This is a genomic window from Pseudomonas sp. PONIH3, from assembly GCF_002934345.1.
GTDB classification, from domain to species: Bacteria; Pseudomonadota; Gammaproteobacteria; order Pseudomonadales; family Pseudomonadaceae; genus Aquipseudomonas; species Aquipseudomonas soli.
Genome location: NZ_CP026386.1, coordinates 3,157,914 through 3,176,881, shown reverse-complemented (window position 1 = coordinate 3,176,881; position 18,968 = coordinate 3,157,914). Strand labels below are relative to the sequence as shown.

Genomic DNA, 18,968 nt, shown 5'->3' with positions numbered 1-18,968 from the left:
AGCCCGAGCGTCAAGCGAAGGGCTGATGGCTGGTGGCTTATGCCACCGGCCTTTTTCCGTTATTGGTGGCCGATCAGGTCGGCCCCGATAACGAGCTGCAAGACACCCAAGAGGGTGGCGCAAACCAAAGGGTTTGCACGATTTTCTGGCTGCTCCCGCCGGGAGATGCCAAACAAGCAGGTGACCAAGCTGGGGAATGCTGATGGCTTACTCATACACTGAGAAAAAACGTATCCGCAAGGACTTTAGCAAGTTGCCGGACGTCATGGATGTGCCGTACCTCCTGGCCATCCAGCTGGATTCGTATCGCGAATTCCTGCAGGCGGGAGCATCCAAGGATCAGTTCCGCGACGTCGGTCTGCATGCGGCCTTCAAATCGGTATTCCCGATCATCAGCTACTCCGGCAATGCTGCCCTGGAGTACGTCGGCTATCGCCTGGGCGAGCCGGCTTTCGATGTGAAGGAATGTGTCCTGCGCGGTGTGACCTTCGCGGTCCCGCTGCGGGTGAAGGTGCGCCTGATCATCTTCGACAAGGAATCGTCGAATAAAGCGATCAAGGACATCAAAGAGCAAGAAGTCTACATGGGTGAAATCCCCCTGATGACTGAAAACGGTACCTTCGTTATCAACGGTACCGAGCGTGTGATCGTATCCCAGCTGCACCGTTCGCCTGGTGTGTTCTTCGACCACGACCGTGGCAAGACGCACAGCTCCGGTAAGCTGCTGTACTCCGCGCGCATCATCCCTTACCGCGGTTCGTGGCTGGACTTCGAGTTCGACCCGAAAGACTGCGTGTTCGTACGTATCGACCGTCGCCGCAAACTGCCGGCCTCGGTACTGCTGCGTGCCCTGGGTTACAGCACCGAAGAGGTTCTGAACACCTTCTACACCACCAACGTATTCCACCTTTCCGGCGAGAAGCTCAGCCTGGAGCTGGTGCCTCAGCGTCTGCGGGGTGAAGTTGCGGTCATGGATATCCATGACGACAGCGGCAAGGTCATCGTCGAGCAAGGCCGCCGTATTACCGCGCGCCACATCAACCAGCTGGAAAAAGCTGGCGTGAAAGAGCTGGACGTTCCGCTGGAGTACGTACTGGGTCGCACCACCGCCAAGGCGATCGTGCATCCGGCTACCGGCGAGATCATTGCCGAGTGCAACACCGAGCTGACCACCGACCTGCTGGTGAAGATCGCCAAGGCCCAGGTCGTTCGCGTCGAGACGCTGTACACCAACGACATCGACTGCGGTCCGTTCATCTCCGACACCCTGAAGATCGACACCACCAGCAACCAACTGGAAGCGCTGGTCGAGATCTACCGCATGATGCGTCCAGGCGAGCCACCAACCAAGGACGCCGCCGAGACCCTGTTCAACAACCTGTTCTTCAGCGCCGAGCGTTACGACCTGTCCGCCGTTGGCCGCATGAAGTTCAACCGTCGTATCGGTCGCACCGAGATCGAAGGTTCGGGCGTGCTGAGCAAGGAAGACATCGTCGAGGTCCTCAAGACCCTGGTCGATATCCGTAACGGCAAAGGCATCGTCGACGACATCGACCACCTGGGTAACCGTCGCGTCCGTTGCGTCGGCGAGATGGCCGAGAACCAGTTCCGCGTTGGCCTGGTGCGTGTTGAGCGCGCGGTCAAAGAGCGTCTGTCGATGGCTGAAAGCGAAGGCCTGATGCCGCAGGACCTGATCAATGCCAAGCCGGTTGCGGCGGCGGTGAAAGAGTTCTTCGGTTCCAGCCAGCTCTCGCAGTTCATGGACCAGAACAACCCGCTTTCCGAGATCACCCACAAGCGCCGCGTTTCCGCACTCGGCCCTGGTGGTCTGACCCGTGAGCGTGCTGGCTTCGAAGTCCGTGACGTACACCCGACTCACTACGGCCGCGTGTGCCCGATCGAGACCCCTGAAGGTCCGAACATCGGTCTGATCAACTCCCTGGCGGCCTATGCCCGCACCAACCAGTACGGCTTCCTGGAAAGCCCGTACCGCGTGGTGAAGGAAGGCGTGGTCAGCGACGACATCGTGTTCCTGTCCGCCATCGAAGAAGCCGATCACGTGATCGCCCAGGCTTCGGCCGCGATGAACGACAAGAAGCAGTTGATCGATGAGCTGGTAGCTGTTCGTCACCTGAACGAATTCACCGTCAAGGCGCCGGAAGACGTCACCCTGATGGACGTTTCGCCGAAGCAGGTAGTGTCGGTTGCCGCGTCGCTGATTCCGTTCCTCGAGCACGACGACGCCAACCGTGCATTGATGGGTTCCAACATGCAGCGTCAGGCTGTACCGACCCTGCGCGCCGACAAGCCGCTGGTAGGTACCGGCATGGAGCGCAACGTTGCCCGTGACTCCGGTGTCTGCGTGGTTGCTCGTCGCGGTGGTGTGATCGACTCGGTCGACGCCAGCCGTATCGTCGTGCGCGTTGCCGACGACGAAGTCGAGACCGGTGAAGCAGGTGTGGATATCTACAACCTGACCAAATACACCCGCTCCAACCAGAACACCTGCATCAACCAGCGTCCGCTGGTGAGCAAGGGTGACAAGGTTGCGCGTGGCGACATCATGGCCGACGGCCCGTCCACCGACATGGGTGAACTGGCACTGGGTCAGAACATGCGCATCGCGTTCATGGCGTGGAACGGCTTCAACTTCGAAGACTCCATCTGCCTGTCCGAGCGTGTGGTTCAGGAAGACCGCTTCACCACGATCCACATCCAGGAACTGACCTGTGTGGCCCGTGACACCAAGCTTGGCCCAGAGGAAATCACCGCGGACATCCCGAACGTCGGTGAAGCTGCGCTGAACAAGCTGGACGAAGCCGGTATCGTCTACGTGGGTGCCGAAGTCGGCGCTGGCGACATCCTGGTCGGCAAGGTCACTCCGAAAGGCGAGACCCAGCTGACTCCGGAAGAAAAACTGCTGCGTGCGATCTTCGGTGAGAAGGCCAGCGACGTCAAAGACACCTCCCTGCGTGTGCCGACCGGCACCAAGGGTACCGTCATCGACGTACAGGTCTTCACCCGTGATGGCGTCGAGCGCGACAGTCGCGCCCTGGCCATCGAGAAGATGCAGCTGGACGAGATCCGCAAGGACCTCAACGAAGAGTTCCGCATCGTCGAAGGCGCGACCTTCGAGCGTCTGCGTTCGGCTCTGAACGGCCAGGTGGTCGACGGTGGCGCGGGCCTGAAGAAAGGCACCGTGATCAGCGACGACGTGCTGAACGGTCTGGAGCACGGCCAGTGGTTCAAACTGCGCATGGCCGAAGATGCACTGAACGAGCAGCTGGAAAAGGCTCAGCAGTACATCGTCGATCGCCGTCGCCTGCTGGACGACAAGTTCGAAGACAAGAAGCGCAAGCTGCAGCAGGGCGATGACCTGGCTCCGGGCGTACTGAAGATCGTCAAGGTCTACCTGGCAATTCGCCGTCGCATCCAGCCGGGTGACAAGATGGCCGGTCGTCACGGTAACAAGGGTGTCGTCTCGGTAATCATGCCGGTCGAAGACATGCCGCACGACGCCAACGGTACTCCGGTCGACGTCGTACTGAACCCGCTGGGCGTACCTTCGCGTATGAACGTCGGTCAGATCCTTGAAACCCACCTGGGCCTCGCGGCCAAGGGTCTGGGCGAGAAGATCGACCGCATGATCGAAGAGCAGCGCAAAGCCGCTGAACTGCGCACCTTCCTCACCGAGATCTACAACGAGATCGGTGGTCGTCAGGAGAACCTGGAAGAGTTCACCGACGAAGAGATCATCGCCCTGGCGAACAACCTGAAGAAAGGCGTGCCAATGGCCACTCCAGTCTTCGACGGTGCCAAGGAGCGTGAGATCAAGGCCATGCTGAAACTGGCTGATCTGCCAGAGAGCGGCCAGATGGTGCTGTTCGATGGCCGTACCGGCAACAAGTTCGAGCGTCCGGTGACCGTTGGTTACATGTACATGCTCAAGCTGAACCACTTGGTGGACGACAAGATGCACGCGCGTTCCACTGGTTCGTACAGCCTGGTTACCCAGCAGCCGCTGGGTGGTAAGGCGCAGTTCGGTGGTCAGCGTTTCGGGGAGATGGAAGTGTGGGCGCTGGAGGCATATGGCGCGGCATACACCCTGCAAGAAATGCTCACAGTGAAGTCGGACGACGTGAACGGCCGTACCAAGATGTACAAGAACATCGTGGATGGCGATCACCGTATGGAGCCGGGCATGCCCGAGTCCTTCAACGTGTTGATCAAAGAGATCCGTTCCCTCGGTATCGATATCGATCTGGAAACCGAATAACACGTGACGCGAGGGGAGTGGGCAGGTAATGCCCGCTCCCTGCTCCGCCAGGAGGAAAGGCCTTGAAAGACTTACTGAATTTGCTGAAAAACCAGGGTCAAGTCGAAGAGTTCGACGCCATCCGCATCGGTCTGGCGTCGCCTGAAATGATCCGTTCGTGGTCGTTCGGTGAAGTCAAGAAGCCGGAAACCATCAACTACCGTACGTTCAAGCCTGAGCGTGACGGCCTGTTCTGCGCCAAGATCTTTGGCCCAGTCAAGGACTACGAGTGCCTGTGCGGCAAGTACAAGCGCCTCAAGCACCGCGGCGTGATCTGCGAGAAGTGCGGCGTTGAAGTTGCCCTGGCCAAGGTTCGTCGTGAGCGCATGGCGCACATCGAACTGGCCTCGCCGGTTGCCCACATCTGGTTCCTGAAGTCGCTGCCGTCCCGTATCGGCCTGCTGATGGACATGACCCTGCGTGACATCGAGCGCGTGCTCTACTTCGAGAGCTACGTGGTGATCGATCCGGGCATGACCACCCTCGAGAAGGGCCAGCTGCTGAACGACGAGCAGTACTTCGAAGCGCTGGAAGAGTTCGGTGACGACTTCGACGCCCGCATGGGTGCCGAGGCTGTCCGCGAACTGCTGCACGCTATCGACCTGGAGCACGAGATCGGCCGCCTGCGCGAAGAAATTCCGCAGACCAACTCGGAAACCAAGATCAAGAAGCTGTCCAAGCGCCTGAAGCTGATGGAAGCTTTCCAGGGGTCGGGCAACCTGCCTGAGTGGATGGTCCTGACCGTCCTGCCAGTACTGCCGCCGGACCTGCGTCCGCTGGTTCCGCTGGATGGCGGCCGCTTCGCGACCTCCGACCTGAACGACCTGTATCGTCGGGTGATCAACCGTAACAACCGTCTGAAGCGCCTGCTCGATCTGTCGGCGCCGGACATCATCGTGCGCAACGAAAAGCGCATGCTGCAGGAAGCGGTCGACGCCCTGCTCGACAACGGCCGTCGCGGTCGCGCCATCACTGGCTCGAACAAGCGTCCGCTGAAGTCCCTGGCCGACATGATCAAAGGTAAGCAAGGTCGCTTCCGTCAGAACTTGCTCGGTAAGCGCGTGGACTACTCCGGTCGTTCGGTAATTACCGTAGGCCCGACCCTGCGTCTGCACCAGTGCGGTCTGCCGAAGAAGATGGCCCTCGAGCTGTTCAAGCCGTTCATTTTCGGCAAGCTGGAAATGCGTGGTCTGGCGACCACCATCAAGGCTGCCAAGAAGATGGTCGAGCGCGAGCTGCCGGAGGTGTGGGACGTTCTCGCCGAGGTGATCCGCGAACACCCCGTACTGCTCAACCGTGCGCCGACCCTGCACCGTCTGGGTATCCAGGCCTTTGAACCGGTACTGATCGAAGGTAAGGCTATCCAGCTGCACCCGCTGGTCTGCGCCGCGTACAACGCCGACTTCGACGGTGACCAGATGGCCGTTCACGTGCCGCTGACCCTGGAAGCCCAGCTCGAAGCGCGCGCGCTGATGATGTCGACCAACAACATCCTGTCCCCAGCCAACGGTGAGCCAATCATCGTTCCGTCGCAGGACGTGGTACTGGGTCTGTACTACATGACCCGTGAAGCCATCAATGCCAAGGGCGAAGGTCGCGTATTCGCCGACCTGCAGGAAGTCGACCGCGTTTTCCGCGCCGGCGAAGCCGCCCTGCACGCGAAAATCAAGGTTCGTATCAACGAAACCGTGAAAGACCGTGATGGCAGCATCACCAAGAACACCCGTATCGTCGACACCACTGTCGGCCGTGCGCTGCTGTTCCAGGTAGTACCGGCCGGCCTGCCGTTCGACGTCGTCAACCAGTCGATGAAGAAGAAGGCGATCTCCAAGCTGATCAACCAGTGCTACCGCGTGGTGGGTCTGAAAGAGACCGTGATCTTCGCTGACCAGCTGATGTACACCGGTTTTGCCTACTCGACCATTTCCGGCGTTTCGATCGGCGTTAACGACTTCGTTATCCCGGACGAGAAAGCCCGCATCATCGGTACCGCTACCGACGAAGTGAAGGAAATCGAGAGCCAGTACGCCTCCGGCCTGGTCACCCAGGGCGAGAAGTACAACAAGGTCATCGACTTGTGGTCCAAGGCGAACGACGAAGTGTCCAAGGCGATGATGGCCAACCTCTCGAAAGAGAAGGTCGTCGACCGCGAGGGCAAGGAAGTCGAGCAAGAGTCCTTCAACTCGATGTACATGATGGCCGACTCCGGTGCGCGTGGTTCCGCCGCTCAGATCCGTCAGCTGGCCGGTATGCGTGGCCTGATGGCCAAGCCGGACGGCTCGATCATCGAGACGCCGATCACCGCGAACTTCCGTGAAGGTCTGAGCGTACTGCAGTACTTCATCTCGACTCACGGTGCTCGTAAAGGTCTGGCGGATACCGCGTTGAAAACCGCGAACTCCGGTTACCTGACTCGCCGTCTGGTAGACGTTGCCCAGGACCTGGTCGTGACCGAGATCGACTGCGGCACCGACCAGGGCCTGCTGATGACCCCGCACATCGAAGGCGGCGACGTTGTCGAGCCGCTGGGTGAGCGCGTACTGGGTCGTGTCATCGCCCGTGACGTATTCAAGCCAGGCACCGAGGACGTCATCGTTCCGGCCGGTACCCTGGTCGACGAGCAGTGGGTCGAGTTCATCGAGCTGAACAGCATCGACGAAGTCGTCGTGCGTTCGCCGATCAGCTGCGAAACCCGCTACGGCATCTGCGCCAAGTGCTACGGTCGTGACCTGGCTCGTGGTCACCAGGTGAACATCGGTGAAGCTGTCGGCGTTATCGCTGCGCAGTCGATCGGTGAGCCGGGTACCCAGCTGACCATGCGTACGTTCCACATCGGTGGTGCTGCAAGCCGTACTTCGGCTGCTGACAGCGTCCAGGTGAAGAACGGCGGTATGGTGCGCCTGCACAACCTGAAACAGGTTGAGCGTGCCGACGGTAACCTGGTTGCCGTATCGCGTTCCGGCGAGCTGGCGATTGCCGACGAGTTCGGTCGTGAGCGTGAGCGTTACAAGCTGCCTTACGGTGCCGTGATTTCGGTCAAGGAAGGTGACAAGGTCGAAGCTGGCGCCATCGTCGCCAAGTGGGACCCGCACACCCACCCGATCGTTACCGAGCTGAAAGGTACCGTGACCTTCGTGGGCATGGAAGAAAACATCACCATCAAGCGTCAGACCGACGAACTGACCGGTTTGACCAACATTGAAGTTCTGGACGTCAAGGATCGCCCTGCCGCAGGCAAGGAAATCCGTCCGGCAATCAAGATGGTCGACGCCAATGGCAAGGACCTGTACCTGCCAGGTACCGACGTACCTGCCCAGTACTTCCTGCCGGCCAACGCCCTCGTCGGCGTGGCTGACGGTGCCCAGATCGGCGTCGGTGACGTTATCGCGCGTATCCCGCAAGAAACGTCGAAGACCCGTGACATCACCGGTGGTCTGCCACGCGTTGCCGACTTGTTCGAAGCGCGCCGTCCGAAAGAAGCCTCGATCCTGGCTGAAGTCAGCGGCACCATCGCGTTCGGTAAAGAGACCAAGGGCAAGCGTCGCCTGGTCATCACTCCGACCGACGGTAGCGATCCGTATGAAGAGCTGATTCCGAAGTGGCGCCATCTGAACGTCTTCGAAGGCGAACAGGTCAACCGCGGCGAAGTTATCTCCGACGGTCCGAGCGATCCGCACGACATCCTGCGTCTGCTGGGTGTGAGCGCGCTGGCGAAGTACATCGTCAACGAGATCCAAGACGTTTACCGTCTGCAAGGCGTGAAGATCAACGACAAGCATATCGAGACCATCCTGCGTCAGATGCTGCGCAAGGTCGAGATCTCCGAGTCGGGCGATTCCAGCTTCATCAAGGGCGACCAGATGGAACTGACTCAGGTCCTGGTAGAGAACGAGCGTCTCGCCGGCGAAGACAAGTTCATCTCCAAGTTCACCCGTGTTTTGCTGGGTATCACCAAGGCTTCGCTGTCCACCGAATCGTTCATCTCGGCGGCTTCCTTCCAGGAAACCACCCGTGTACTGACCGAGGCGGCGGTAACCGGCAAGCGTGACTACCTGCGCGGCCTGAAAGAGAACGTGGTCGTGGGTCGTCTGATCCCGGCCGGTACCGGTCTGGCCTACCACAGCGAGCGCAAGCGTCGCCGTGATGCCGACAAACCGCTGCGTGTGAGCGCCAGTGAGGTGGAAGCCGCACTGACCGAAGCACTGAATTCCAGCGGTAACTAAGTACAGGGCAGGGCCCCGGCAAGCCTCGGGCGGGCATCGGCGACATGATTTGTTGCCGATGACCGGGCGAGGAGGGCCGGGGCCTCGTCTTGACTGGGTGCAAGATCCTCTTTAGACTTTTGTACCCTTAAATTTGGTGAGGCTCCGTCTCGCCAATTTTTGGCTTTCTTGCAAGACAATAGAGTCGCAAGACAATCAGTGGAGCTAGTAGATGGCAACTATCAACCAGCTGGTACGTCAGCCGCGTAAGCGTTCGGTCGAGAAGTCCGACGTTCCTGCGCTGCAGAACTGCCCGCAGCGTCGTGGCGTGTGCACCCGCGTGTACACCACCACGCCGAAAAAACCTAACTCGGCACTGCGTAAAGTATGCCGTGTGCGTCTGACCAACGGTTTCGAGGTTTCCTCGTACATCGGTGGTGAAGGCCACAACCTGCAAGAGCACAGCGTCGTCCTGATTCGTGGCGGCCGTGTAAAAGACTTGCCAGGTGTTCGTTACCACACCGTTCGCGGCTCTCTGGATACTTCGGGCGTCAAAGGCCGTAACCAGGGTCGTTCGAAGTACGGTACCAAGCGTCCGAAGTAATCGGCCGTTTGCACATATCCAATTTTTTGAGTCGATAAGAGTAAGGTCGGGCAGGGGTCGAAGACCCACGTCCCGGGCTAACCTGAAGACCGTTTGAGGGCTTATCATGCCAAGACGTCGTGTAGCAGCAAAACGTGAGATCCTGGACGATCCGAAGTACGGATCCCAGATCCTCGCCAAGTTCATGAACCACGTGATGGAAAGCGGCAAGAAGGCCGTGGCCGAGCGCATCGTTTACGGTGCCCTGGACGCAGTCAAAGCACGCAAGAACAGCGACCCCCTGGAAATCTTCGAGAAAGCTCTCGACGCCATCGCTCCGCTGGTCGAAGTAAAGTCCCGCCGTGTCGGCGGTGCCACTTACCAGGTCCCGGTTGAAGTTCGTCCGTCCCGTCGTAACGCTCTGGCAATGCGCTGGCTCGTAGACTACGCCCGCAAGCGCGGCGAGAAGTCGATGGCTCTGCGCCTGGCCGGTGAACTGCTGGATGCTGCCGAAGGCAAAGGTGCTGCAGTCAAGAAGCGTGAAGACGTTCACCGTATGGCTGAAGCCAACAAAGCGTTCTCGCACTACCGCTTCTAATTCAAGCATCAATCATTTTGCGAGGGCTTTATGGCTCGTACTACAGCAATTAACCGCTACCGTAACATTGGTATCTGTGCCCACGTTGACGCGGGCAAGACCACCACTACCGAGCGGATCCTGTTCTACACAGGTCTGAGCCACAAGATGGGCGAGGTGCATGACGGCGCCGCGACCACCGACTGGATGGTGCAGGAGCAGGAGCGCGGTATCACCATTACCTCCGCTGCCGTTACCACCTTCTGGAAGGGTTCCCGTGGTCAGTACGACAACTACCGCGTAAACGTCATCGATACCCCCGGCCACGTTGACTTCACCATTGAAGTTGAGCGTTCGCTGCGCGTACTCGACGGCGCGGTCGTTGTGTTCTGCGGTACCTCCGGCGTTGAGCCGCAGTCCGAAACCGTATGGCGTCAGGCCAACAAGTACGGCGTTCCACGTGTTGTCTACGTGAACAAGATGGACCGTGCTGGTGCCAACTTCCTGCGCGTTGTCGGTCAGATCAAGAACCGTCTGGGTCACACCCCGGTTCCGGTCCAGCTGGCTATCGGTGCGGAAGACGACTTCCAGGGTCAGGTTGACCTGATCAAGATGAAAGCCATCTACTGGAACGACGACGACAAAGGTACTACCTACCGCGAGGAAGAAATTCCTGCCGAGCTGGTGGACCTGGCCAACGAATGGCGCAGCAACATGGTCGAGGCTGCTGCCGAGGCCAACGAAGAGCTGATGAACAAGTACCTTGAAGAAGGTGACCTGTCCGTCGAAGACATCAAGGCTGGTCTGCGCGCCCGTACCCTGGCGAGCGAGATCGTTCCTGCTGTCTGCGGTTCCTCGTTCAAGAACAAGGGCGTTCCCCTGGTTCTCGACGCCGTTATCGACTTCCTGCCTGCGCCAACCGAGATCCCTGCGATCAAGGGTATCCACCCTGATCTGATCGACGTGCCGAAGGACGAAGTCACTGCAGAACAGTACGACGAGCGTCCTGCTGACGACAACGAGCCGTTCTCGGCTCTGGCGTTCAAGATCGCTACCGACCCGTTCGTTGGTACTCTGACCTTCGTCCGCGTTTACTCGGGCTTCCTGACCTCCGGTGACTCCGTCATCAACTCGGTCAAGGGCAAGAAAGAGCGCGTTGGTCGTATGGTGCAGATGCACGCTAACCAGCGTGAAGAGATCAAGGAAGTGCGCGCTGGCGACATCGCTGCTCTGATCGGCATGAAGGACGTCACTACCGGTGACACCCTGTGCAACGCCGACAAGCCGATCATCCTCGAGCGTATGGACTTCCCTGAGCCTGTAATTTCGCTCTCCGTAGAGCCGAAAACCAAGGCTGACCAGGAGAAGATGGGTATCGCGCTGGGCAAGCTGGCCCAGGAAGACCCGTCGTTCCGCGTCAAGACCGACGAAGAAACCGGCCAGACCATCATCTCCGGTATGGGTGAGCTGCACCTGGACATCCTCGTTGACCGCATGAAGCGCGAGTTCAACGTCGAGTGCAACGTCGGCAAGCCGCAGGTTTCGTACCGCGAGAAGATCACCAAGTCCAACGTCGAGATCGAAGGCAAGTTCGTTCGTCAGTCGGGTGGTCGTGGTCAGTTCGGTCACTGCTGGATCCGTTTCTCGGAGCCGGACGTCGACGACAAGGGCAACATCACCGAAGGTCTGGTGTTCACCAACGAAGTCGTTGGTGGTGTGATTCCTAAGGAATTCATCGCCCCGATCCAGAAGGGTATCGAAGAGCAGATGAAAAACGGCGTTGTTGCCGGCTATCCGCTGCTCGGCCTGAAGGCTACGGTATTCGACGGTTCGTACCACGATGTCGACTCCAACGAAATGGCGTTCAAGATCGCCGCTTCGATGGCGACCAAGCAACTGGCCCAGAAGGGTGGTGGCGTGGTCCTTGAGCCGATCATGAAGGTCGAAGTTGTAACCCCGGAAGACTACCTGGGTGACGTGATGGGTGACCTGAGCCGTCGTCGCGGGATGATCCAGGGTAATGAAGACTCGGTGTCCGGCAAGGTAATCACTGCTGAGGTACCGCTCGGAGAGATGTTCGGTTACGCAACCGACGTTCGTTCCATGTCTCAGGGTCGCGCAAGCTACTCCATGGAATTCTCCAAATACGCCGAAGCTCCGTCGAACATCGTCGAAGCACTCGTTAAAAAACAAGGCTAATCCCCTTTAGGCAAGAGGTTCACTGTCGTGGCTAAAGAAAAATTTGATCGTTCCCTTCCCCACGTTAACGTCGGCACCATCGGCCACGTTGACCACGGTAAGACCACTCTGACCGCAGCTCTGACCCGCGTCTGCTCCGAAGTTTTCGGTTCGGCCGTCGTTGAGTTCGACAAGATCGACTCGGCTCCGGAAGAAAAAGCTCGCGGTATCACCATCAACACCGCGCACGTCGAGTACAACTCGAACATTCGTCACTACGCTCACGTTGACTGCCCAGGTCACGCTGACTACGTGAAGAACATGATCACCGGTGCTGCCCAGATGGACGGCGCGATCCTGGTTTGCTCGGCCGCCGATGGTCCGATGCCACAAACCCGTGAGCACATCCTGCTGTCCCGTCAGGTTGGCGTTCCGTACATCGTGGTCTTCCTGAACAAGGCTGACCTGGTAGACGACGCTGAGCTGCTGGAACTGGTCGAGATGGAAGTTCGCGACCTGCTGTCCACCTACGACTTCCCAGGCGACGACACCCCGATCATCATCGGTTCGGCTCGTATGGCGCTGGAAGGCAAAGACGACAACGAAATGGGCACTACCGCTGTCAAGAAGCTGGTAGAAACTCTGGATGCCTACATCCCTGAGCCAGTTCGTGCCATCGACCAGCCGTTCCTGATGCCAATCGAAGACGTATTCTCGATCTCGGGTCGTGGTACCGTTGTTACCGGTCGTATCGAGCGTGGTATCGTCCGCGTTCAAGACGCCCTGGAAATCGTTGGTCTGCGTGACACCACCACCACCACCTGCACCGGTGTTGAGATGTTCCGCAAGCTGCTGGACGAAGGTCGTGCTGGCGAGAACTGCGGCGTTCTGCTGCGTGGTACCAAGCGTGACGACGTTGAGCGTGGCCAGGTTCTGGTCAAGCCAGGTTCGGTCAAGCCGCACACCAAGTTCACCGCAGAAGTCTACGTCCTGTCGAAGGAAGAAGGCGGCCGTCACACTCCGTTCTTCAAAGGCTACCGTCCTCAGTTCTACTTCCGTACCACTGACGTGACCGGTAACTGCGAACTGCCGGAAGGCGTTGAAATGGTAATGCCAGGTGACAACATCCAGATGACTGTCACCCTGATCAAGACCATCGCAATGGAAGACGGTCTGCGTTTCGCCATCCGTGAAGGCGGTCGTACCGTCGGCGCCGGCGTCGTAGCCAAAATCATCGAGTAATCACTCGACCGATTGAAAAAGCCCCCGCTCAGCGGGGGCTTTTTTTATTGGGTTGACACTAAATTGGGGCGTCTATAGAATCACGCCTCCTTTTAGCGGGCGTAGTGCGTCCGTTGGGAACAGCCTGGAGTCTGAAATCCAATGCAAAATCAGCAAATCCGTATCAGGTTGAAGGCTTTCGACCATCGCCTGATCGACCAATCCACCCAGGAAATCGTGGAAACCGCGAAACGTACTGGTGCACAAGTGCGTGGTCCAATTCCACTGCCTACCCGCAAAGAGCGTTTCACCGTTCTGGTCTCCCCGCACGTCAACAAAGACGCGCGTGACCAGTACGAGATCCGCACTCATAAGCGTGTTCTGGACATCGTCCAGCCAACGGATAAAACCGTTGACGCGCTGATGAAGCTCGATCTGGCGGCCGGCGTGGAAGTACAGATCAGCCTCGGCTAAGACTTCGGTCTGGTCGTGTAACGCTCTGAAATGGGCGGCCATAGCGGGTGAAAGCCCCGTACACTCATGAGGTTTACAACATGACTATTGGTGTAGTCGGTCGGAAAGCGGGCATGACCCGTATTTTCACCGAAGAAGGTGTCTCCATTCCGGTCACGGTCATCGAGATCGAGCCGAATCGCGTCACCCAGTTCAAAACCGAAGAAACTGATGGCTACCGTGCAGTGCAAGTCACTGTCGGCGAGCGTCGTGCTTCGCGTGTGACCGCCGCTCAGGCAGGCCACTTTGCCAAGGCCAACGTTGCCGCTGGTCGCGGTGTCTGGGAGTTCCGTCTTGAAGAAGGCGATTTCCAGGCTGGCGATCTGATCAAAGCTGAACTCTTCACTGCAGGCCAGCTGGTAGACGTAACCGGTCAGTCCAAAGGTAAAGGCTTCGCCGGTACCATCAAGCGCTGGAACTTCCGTGGTCAAGATAACACCCACGGTAACTCCGTATCGCACCGTGTCCCTGGCTCCATCGGCCAGTGCCAGACTCCTGGTCGTGTATTCAAGGGCAAGAAAATGTCCGGTCACATGGGCGCTGAGCGCGTGACTGTGCAGTCCCTGGAAGTAGTACGCGTAGACGCTGAACGCAACCTGCTGCTGATCAAGGGTGCCGTTCCAGGCGCTACTGGCGGCGACGTGGTTGTGCGTCCAGCTGTCAAGGCTCGCGGGTAAGGGGAAACTGACATGCAACTTAATGTAAATGACGCTCAGGCGATCGAAGTTTCCGAACTGACTTTCGGTGGCGAATTCAACGAGACGCTGGTACACCAAGCAGTCGTGGCCTACATGGCCGGCGGCCGTCAGGGCACCAAGCAGCAGAAGACCCGTTCTGACGTAGCCGGTGGCGGTAAGCGCCCATGGCGTCAGAAAGGTACTGGCCGTGCTCGTGCCGGTACTACCCGTGGTCCGATCTGGCGTGGCGGTGGTGTAACCTTCGCAGCTCGTCCTCAAGATCACTCGCAGAAGCTCAACAAGAAGATGTACCGCGCAGCCCTGCGCTCCATCCTCGCCGAGCTGGTGCGTAGCGACCGTCTGGTCGTGGTTCAGGACTTCGCTGTTGAAGCACCGAAAACCAAAGACCTGCTGAACAAGCTGAACGGCATGGGTCTGAGCGACGTACTGATCGTTTCGGACGCTGTTGATCAGAACCTGTACCTGGCTGCTCGTAACCTGCCGCACGTCGACGTACGTGACGTTCAAGGTTCCGACCCGGTCAGTCTGATCGCATACGAGAAAGTGTTGATCACTGTCTCGGCCGTGAAGAAATTCGAGGAGCTGCTGGGATGAACCAGGAACGCGTATTCAAAGTCCTCCTTGGCCCGCACGTTTCCGAGAAGGCTACCGTTCTGGCTGAGAAAAAAGGCCAGTTCGTATTCAAGGTTGCTACCGATGCAACCAAGCTGGAAATCAAGAAAGCTGTCGAAGGCCTGTTCAACGTAAAAGTTGAAAACGTGTCGACCGTTAACGTTCTGGGTAAAACCAAGCGTACCGCACGTGGTCTGGGCAAGCGTAATGACTGGAAGAAGGCGATCGTCTCCCTTCAGCCAGGCCAAGATCTCGATTTCAGCAGCAGTGCTGAGTAAGGAAGGGGTGCATCATGGCAATCGTTAAATGCAAACCGACTTCCCCTGGCCGCCGTTTCGTGGTCAAGGTGGTCAACAAGGAGCTGCACAAAGGCGCTCCTCACGCACCGCTGATCGAGAAGAAATCGAAGTCTGGTGGTCGTAACAACAATGGCCGCATCACCACGCGTCACGTGGGTGGTGGTCATAAGCAGCACTACCGTCTGGTCGACTTCCGTCGCAACGACAAAGATGGCATCCCAGCCACTGTCGAGCGTATCGAATACGATCCAAACCGTACTGCTCACATCGCCCTGCTGTGCTACGCAGACGGTGAGCGTCGCTACATCATCGCCCCTAAAGGCGTGAGCGCTGGCGACCAGCTGATCGCAGGTGCCCTGGCCCCAATCAAGGCCGGTAACTCCCTGCAACTGCGCAACATTCCAGTAGGTAGCACCATTCACGGCATCGAACTGAAGCCGGGTAAAGGTGCTCAGATCGCTCGTTCCGCTGGTGCTTCGGCTCAGCTGATCGCTCGTGAAGGTGTCTACGTGACCCTGCGTCTGCGCTCTGGTGAAATGCGTAAAGTCCTGGCTGAGTGCCGTGCGACCCTGGGCGAAGTCTCGAACTCCGAGCACAGCCTGCGTTCGCTGGGTAAAGCTGGTGCCAAACGCTGGCGCGGCGTTCGCCCAACCGTTCGTGGTGTTGCCATGAACCCGGTTGACCACCCGCATGGTGGTGGTGAAGGTCGTACCTCCGGTGGTCGTCATCCGGTATCGCCATGGGGCTTCCCAACCAAGGGTGCTAAAACCCGTGGTAATAAGCGTACCGACAACATGATCGTCCGTCGTCGCAAGTAACTAGAGGGATACGACAGTGCCACGTTCTCTGAAAAAAGGTCCTTTTATCGATCTTCACCTGTTGAAGAAGGTCGAAGTGGCGGTGGAGAAGAACGATCGCAAGCCAGTTAAAACCTGGTCGCGCCGTTCGATGATCCTGCCACAAATGGTCGGTCTGACCATCGCGGTACACAACGGTCGCCAACACGTCCCAGTTCTCGTGAACGAAGACATGGTCGGCCACAAACTGGGCGAGTTCGCCGGTACCCGCACCTACCGCGGGCACGTGGCTGACAAGAAAGCCAAGCGTTAAGGGGTAAGGAAATGGAAGTAGCCGCTAAGTTGTCGGGCGCTCGCATCTCCGCCCAGAAAGCCCGCTTGGTCGCCGACCAGATCCGCGGGAAGAAGGTGGGCGAAGCGCTCAACCTGTTGGCCTTCAGCAGCAAAAAAGCCGCTGAAATCATGAAGAAAGTCCTCGAGTCGGCCGTTGCCAACGCCGAACACAACGAAGGCGCAGACGTTGATGACCTGAAGGTCTCCACCGTCTTCGTCAACGAAGGGCGTTCGCTGAAGCGCATCATGCCACGTGCCAAAGGCCGTGCTGATCGCATCGTCAAGCGGTCTTGCCATATCACTGTCAAGGTTGCGGACAAGTAACGGAGTCGATCAGATGGGTCAGAAAGTACATCCCACTGGCATTCGCCTGGGAATCGTCAAGGAGCACACCTCCGTCTGGTACGCAGACGGCGCGACTTACGCAGATTACCTGCTGAAGGATCTGCAAACTCGCGAGTACCTCCAAGACAAACTAAAAAGCGCGTCCGTTAGCCGTATCGATATCCATCGCCCGGCTCAAACTGCACGCATCACCATCCACACCGCTCGTCCCGGTATCGTTATCGGCAAGAAAGGTGAAGATGTTGAGAAGCTGCGTCAGGACCTGACCAAGCAGATGGGTGTGCCTGTGCACATCAACATCGAAGAGATCCGCAAGCCGGAACTCGACGCCATGCTGGTTGCTCAGAGCGTAGCCCAGCAGCTGGAGCGCCGCGTAATGTTCCGTCGCGCCATGAAGCGCGCCGTGCAGAACGCCATGCGTATTGGTGCCAAGGGCATCAAGATCCAGGTGAGCGGTCGTCTCGGCGGTGCCGAGATCGCACGTACCGAGTGGTATCGCGAAGGTCGTGTGCCCCTGCACACCCTGCGTGCCGATATCGACTACAACACCTACGAAGCTCACACCACTTACGGTGTGATCGGTGTGAAGGTTTGGATCTTCAAAGGCGAAGTTATTGGTGGTCGCCAGGAAGAGCTGAAGCCGCAAGCACCAGCGCCTCGTAAAAAAGCTGCTAAGTAAGGGGTACGCCAAATGTTGCAACCAAAGCGTACAAAATTCCGCAAGCAGATGACCGGCCACAACCGTGGTCTGGCACTGCGCGGTAGCAAGGTCAGCTTCGGCGAGTTCGCTCTGAAAGCTGTCGCCCGCGGTCGTCTCACCGCTCGCCAGATCGAGTCGGCACGTCGTGCCCTGACCCGTCACGTTAAGCGTGGCGGCAAGATCTGGATCCGTGTGTTCCCGGACAAGCCGGTTACCAAGAAGCCTCTCGAAGTGCGGATGGGTAAAGGTAAGGGTTCCGTGGAATACTGGGTTGCCCAGATTCAGCCAGGCAAAGTCCTGTACGAGATCGAGGGTGTTTCTGAAGAGCTGGCGCGCGAAGCTTTCGCCCTGGCTGCTGCAAAGCTGCCACTCGCCACCTCCTTTGTTAAGCGGACGGTGATGTGATGAAAGCGAATGAACTTCGTGAAAAATCCGCACAGCAACTGAATGAGCAACTGCTCGGCTTGCTGCGCGACCAGTTCAATCTGCGCATGCAGAAAGCAACTGGCCAGTTGGGGCAGTCGCACCTGCTCTCGCAAGTTAAGCGTGACATCGCTCGCGTGAAAACTGTGCTCAACCAGCAGGCAGGTAAGTGATCATGGCTGAAGCTGAAAAAACCGTCCGTACGCTGACTGGCCGTGTCGTCAGCGACAAAATGGACAAGACCATCACCGTTCTGATCGAGCGTCGCGTAAAGCACCCGATCTACGGTAAATACGTTAAGCGTTCGACTAAGCTGCACGCGCACGACGAAGCCAACCAGTGCAAGATCGGCGACAAGGTTTCCATCCGTGAAGCCCGTCCGCTGGCCAAGACCAAGTCCTGGGCACTGGTTGAAGTCCTCGAACGCGCTGTTGAAGTCTAAGGGCTAGGGGTCGGAGAAATTTTATGATTCAGACTCAATCCATGCTCGATGTGGCCGATAACAGCGGCGCTCGTCGCGTCATGTGCATCAAGGTGCTCGGCGGTTCCCACCGTCGTTACGCCGGTATCGGTGACATCATCAAAGTTACCGTCAAGGAAGCAATTCCTCGCGGTAAGGTCAAAAAAGGCCAGGTGATGACCGCTGTTGTCGTCCGTACCCGTCACGGTGTACGTCGCGCTGACGGTTCCATCATTCGTTTCGACGGCAACGCTGCTGTTCTGCTGAACACCAAGCAAGAGCCGATCGGTACTCGCATCTTCGGGCCAGTGACCCGTGAACTTCGTACCGAGAAGTTCATGAAGATCGTTTCGCTCGCCCCTGAAGTGCTCTAAGGAGATCCGACATGCAAAAGATTCGTCGTGACGACGAGATCATCGTGATCGCCGGCAAAGACAAGGGTAAGCGCGGTAAGGTGCTGAAGGTTCTGGCTGATGACCGTCTGGTCATCGGTGGTGTGAACCTGGTCAAGCGTCATACCAAGCCTAACCCGATGGCGGGCGTTCAGGGCGGTATCGTCGAAAAAGAAGCGCCACTGCACGCTTCCAACGTTGCCATCTTCAACAGCGAAACCAACAAGGCTGACCGCGTTGGCTTCAAAGTAGAAGAAGGCAAGAAAATTCGTGTCTTCAAGTCGACCCAAAAAGCGGTTGATGCTTGAACACTGCTAGGT

19 protein-coding genes are annotated in these 18,968 nt (G+C 58.2%); all 19 read left to right on the top strand.

Annotated features, from left to right (window positions below; translation table 11 throughout):
- Nucleotides 1-202 precede the first annotated feature (202 nt).
- The 19 genes from rpoB to rplX all read left to right on the top strand — a co-directional run bounded on the left by rpoB (nt 203) and on the right by rplX (nt 18,956).
- Entirely contained in the window at nt 203-4,276 is a 4,074-nt protein-coding gene (gene rpoB / locus C3F42_RS14740; protein WP_031314438.1) for a DNA-directed RNA polymerase subunit beta, read from the top strand.
- 62 nt (nt 4,277-4,338) lie between these two features.
- The gene (rpoC, locus tag C3F42_RS14735; RefSeq protein WP_038707242.1) at nt 4,339-8,538 is read left to right on the top strand and encodes a DNA-directed RNA polymerase subunit beta'; all 4,200 of its coding nucleotides are present in this window, start codon (nt 4,339-4,341) and stop codon (nt 8,536-8,538) included.
- 211 nt (nt 8,539-8,749) lie between these two features.
- Complete coding sequence (gene rpsL / locus C3F42_RS14730) at nt 8,750-9,121, top strand: 30S ribosomal protein S12 (RefSeq protein ID WP_003255492.1); 372 nt, start codon at nt 8,750-8,752, stop codon at nt 9,119-9,121.
- A 106-nt stretch (nt 9,122-9,227) separates the two neighbouring features.
- The gene (gene rpsG, locus C3F42_RS14725) at nt 9,228-9,698 is read left to right on the top strand and encodes a 30S ribosomal protein S7 (protein ID WP_023628750.1); all 471 of its coding nucleotides are present in this window, start codon (nt 9,228-9,230) and stop codon (nt 9,696-9,698) included.
- Nucleotides 9,699-9,728: 30 nt separating this feature from the next.
- Nucleotides 9,729-11,876 (top strand): elongation factor G, encoded by a 2,148-nt coding sequence (gene fusA, locus C3F42_RS14720; protein WP_023628751.1) that lies wholly within the window; start codon nt 9,729-9,731, stop codon nt 11,874-11,876.
- A gap of 27 nt (nt 11,877-11,903) precedes the next feature.
- Complete coding sequence (gene tuf, locus C3F42_RS14715) at nt 11,904-13,097, top strand: elongation factor Tu (protein WP_038707241.1); 1,194 nt, start codon at nt 11,904-11,906, stop codon at nt 13,095-13,097.
- A 141-nt stretch (nt 13,098-13,238) separates the two neighbouring features.
- The gene (rpsJ, locus tag C3F42_RS14710) at nt 13,239-13,550 is read left to right on the top strand and encodes a 30S ribosomal protein S10 (RefSeq protein WP_003186070.1); all 312 of its coding nucleotides are present in this window, start codon (nt 13,239-13,241) and stop codon (nt 13,548-13,550) included.
- An 80-nt stretch (nt 13,551-13,630) separates the two neighbouring features.
- Nucleotides 13,631-14,266 (top strand): 50S ribosomal protein L3, encoded by a 636-nt coding sequence (gene rplC / locus C3F42_RS14705; RefSeq protein WP_011531887.1) that lies wholly within the window; start codon nt 13,631-13,633, stop codon nt 14,264-14,266.
- Nucleotides 14,267-14,278: 12 nt separating this feature from the next.
- Complete coding sequence (gene rplD, locus C3F42_RS14700; protein ID WP_003255485.1) at nt 14,279-14,881, top strand: 50S ribosomal protein L4; 603 nt, start codon at nt 14,279-14,281, stop codon at nt 14,879-14,881.
- A complete protein-coding gene (gene rplW / locus C3F42_RS14695) occupies nt 14,878-15,177 on the top strand; it encodes a 50S ribosomal protein L23 (protein ID WP_003255484.1) in 300 nt (99 codons plus the stop codon). Before rplD ends, rplW begins: the two co-directional genes overlap by 4 nt.
- A gap of 14 nt (nt 15,178-15,191) precedes the next feature.
- Nucleotides 15,192-16,016: a 50S ribosomal protein L2 gene (gene rplB / locus C3F42_RS14690; RefSeq protein WP_003255483.1), complete on the top strand. Its 825-nt coding sequence runs from the start codon at nt 15,192-15,194 to the stop codon at nt 16,014-16,016.
- A gap of 16 nt (nt 16,017-16,032) precedes the next feature.
- Nucleotides 16,033-16,308: a 30S ribosomal protein S19 gene (gene rpsS / locus C3F42_RS14685; protein ID WP_003255482.1), complete on the top strand. Its 276-nt coding sequence runs from the start codon at nt 16,033-16,035 to the stop codon at nt 16,306-16,308.
- Nucleotides 16,309-16,319: 11 nt separating this feature from the next.
- Nucleotides 16,320-16,652: a 50S ribosomal protein L22 gene (gene rplV, locus C3F42_RS14680; protein WP_003103908.1), complete on the top strand. Its 333-nt coding sequence runs from the start codon at nt 16,320-16,322 to the stop codon at nt 16,650-16,652.
- A gap of 13 nt (nt 16,653-16,665) precedes the next feature.
- Complete coding sequence (gene rpsC / locus C3F42_RS14675; protein WP_011531889.1) at nt 16,666-17,352, top strand: 30S ribosomal protein S3; 687 nt, start codon at nt 16,666-16,668, stop codon at nt 17,350-17,352.
- A 12-nt stretch (nt 17,353-17,364) separates the two neighbouring features.
- Nucleotides 17,365-17,778, top strand: coding sequence for a 50S ribosomal protein L16 (gene rplP, locus C3F42_RS14670; protein ID WP_009397508.1), 414 nt, complete (start codon nt 17,365-17,367; stop codon nt 17,776-17,778).
- Nucleotides 17,778-17,969: a 50S ribosomal protein L29 gene (rpmC, locus tag C3F42_RS14665; RefSeq protein ID WP_002555481.1), complete on the top strand. Its 192-nt coding sequence runs from the start codon at nt 17,778-17,780 to the stop codon at nt 17,967-17,969. Before rplP ends, rpmC begins: the two co-directional genes overlap by 1 nt.
- A 2-nt stretch (nt 17,970-17,971) precedes the next feature.
- Nucleotides 17,972-18,238, top strand: a complete 267-nt coding sequence (gene rpsQ, locus C3F42_RS14660; RefSeq protein WP_104444575.1) for a 30S ribosomal protein S17 — start codon at nt 17,972-17,974, stop codon at nt 18,236-18,238.
- A gap of 23 nt (nt 18,239-18,261) precedes the next feature.
- Nucleotides 18,262-18,630: a 50S ribosomal protein L14 gene (gene rplN, locus C3F42_RS14655; protein WP_008089810.1), complete on the top strand. Its 369-nt coding sequence runs from the start codon at nt 18,262-18,264 to the stop codon at nt 18,628-18,630.
- 11 nt (nt 18,631-18,641) lie between these two features.
- On the top strand, nt 18,642-18,956 hold the full coding sequence (gene rplX / locus C3F42_RS14650; RefSeq protein ID WP_023629180.1) for a 50S ribosomal protein L24: 315 nt from the start codon (nt 18,642-18,644) through the stop codon (nt 18,954-18,956).
- Nucleotides 18,957-18,968 lie beyond the last annotated feature (12 nt).

Coding starts and splice junctions, on each gene's coding strand:
- rpoB (WP_031314438.1), top strand. CDS start 203: ATGGCTTACTCATACACTGAGAAAAAACGTATCCGCAAGGACTTTAGC.
- rpsL (WP_003255492.1), top strand. CDS start 8,750: ATGGCAACTATCAACCAGCTGGTACGTCAGCCGCGTAAGCGTTCGGTC.
- rpsG (WP_023628750.1), top strand. CDS start 9,228: ATGCCAAGACGTCGTGTAGCAGCAAAACGTGAGATCCTGGACGATCCG.
- fusA (WP_023628751.1), top strand. CDS start 9,729: ATGGCTCGTACTACAGCAATTAACCGCTACCGTAACATTGGTATCTGT.
- rpsJ (WP_003186070.1), top strand. CDS start 13,239: ATGCAAAATCAGCAAATCCGTATCAGGTTGAAGGCTTTCGACCATCGC.
- rplC (WP_011531887.1), top strand. CDS start 13,631: ATGACTATTGGTGTAGTCGGTCGGAAAGCGGGCATGACCCGTATTTTC.
- rplD (WP_003255485.1), top strand. CDS start 14,279: ATGCAACTTAATGTAAATGACGCTCAGGCGATCGAAGTTTCCGAACTG.
- rplW (WP_003255484.1), top strand. CDS start 14,878: ATGAACCAGGAACGCGTATTCAAAGTCCTCCTTGGCCCGCACGTTTCC.
- rplB (WP_003255483.1), top strand. CDS start 15,192: ATGGCAATCGTTAAATGCAAACCGACTTCCCCTGGCCGCCGTTTCGTG.
- rplV (WP_003103908.1), top strand. CDS start 16,320: ATGGAAGTAGCCGCTAAGTTGTCGGGCGCTCGCATCTCCGCCCAGAAA.
- rpsC (WP_011531889.1), top strand. CDS start 16,666: ATGGGTCAGAAAGTACATCCCACTGGCATTCGCCTGGGAATCGTCAAG.
- rplP (WP_009397508.1), top strand. CDS start 17,365: ATGTTGCAACCAAAGCGTACAAAATTCCGCAAGCAGATGACCGGCCAC.
- rpmC (WP_002555481.1), top strand. CDS start 17,778: ATGAAAGCGAATGAACTTCGTGAAAAATCCGCACAGCAACTGAATGAG.
- rpsQ (WP_104444575.1), top strand. CDS start 17,972: ATGGCTGAAGCTGAAAAAACCGTCCGTACGCTGACTGGCCGTGTCGTC.
- rplN (WP_008089810.1), top strand. CDS start 18,262: ATGATTCAGACTCAATCCATGCTCGATGTGGCCGATAACAGCGGCGCT.
- rplX (WP_023629180.1), top strand. CDS start 18,642: ATGCAAAAGATTCGTCGTGACGACGAGATCATCGTGATCGCCGGCAAA.